The organism is Flavobacterium columnare NBRC 100251 = ATCC 23463 (assembly GCF_002530675.1).
Taxonomy (GTDB): Bacteria; Bacteroidota; Bacteroidia; order Flavobacteriales; family Flavobacteriaceae; genus Flavobacterium; species Flavobacterium columnare.
Genome location: NZ_PCMX01000085.1, coordinates 1 through 524, shown reverse-complemented (window position 1 = coordinate 524; position 524 = coordinate 1). Strand labels below are relative to the sequence as shown.

The window sequence follows — 524 nt, the reverse complement described above, 5'->3', positions numbered from 1 at the left end:
GAGATTGAAAAAGAGAATCAGGCTATCAAAAAAGCAAAGGAGCAAGCAATAAAATACATTCCAATAACTTTTGAAAATGAAGACACTCCCAAACAACTATTGGCTCGATGTCGTTATATCATTGCCAAGAAACCCAACCAATGGACAGAAACCCAAAAAGTACGAGCCCAAATATTGTTCCAACATTATCCTCTAATACATCAAGCTTATAAACACACCCAAGAGTTTAGAAATATTTATGAATACACCTCAAAAGAAGAGGCTAAACAAAAAATATTGAATTGGATATCCAAAACCAAAGAATTTAAAATGACTGTCTTTAATACCGTTGCCAATAGTTTAAATTATCATTTGGAAACAATTGCAAACTTCTTCGTAAAAAGACATACAAACGCAAATGCTGAATCCTTTAACTCAAAAATAAAACTCTTTAGAGCTAATCAAAGAGGTGTGGTGGATACTAAATTCTTCCTCTTTAGAATGGAGAAACTTTTTGCTTAATCCCCAAAAAATTAATCTGAGCC

Annotated in this window: 1 protein-coding gene; it reads left to right on the top strand. The window is 32.6% G+C overall.

Going from position 1 to position 524, the window contains the following annotated elements; all coding sequences use genetic code 11:
• Window positions 1-501: transposase (locus tag B0A78_RS11480; RefSeq protein ID WP_145955916.1), on the top strand; the 501-nt coding region annotated here is incomplete at its 5' end.
• Window positions 502-524 lie beyond the last annotated feature (23 nt).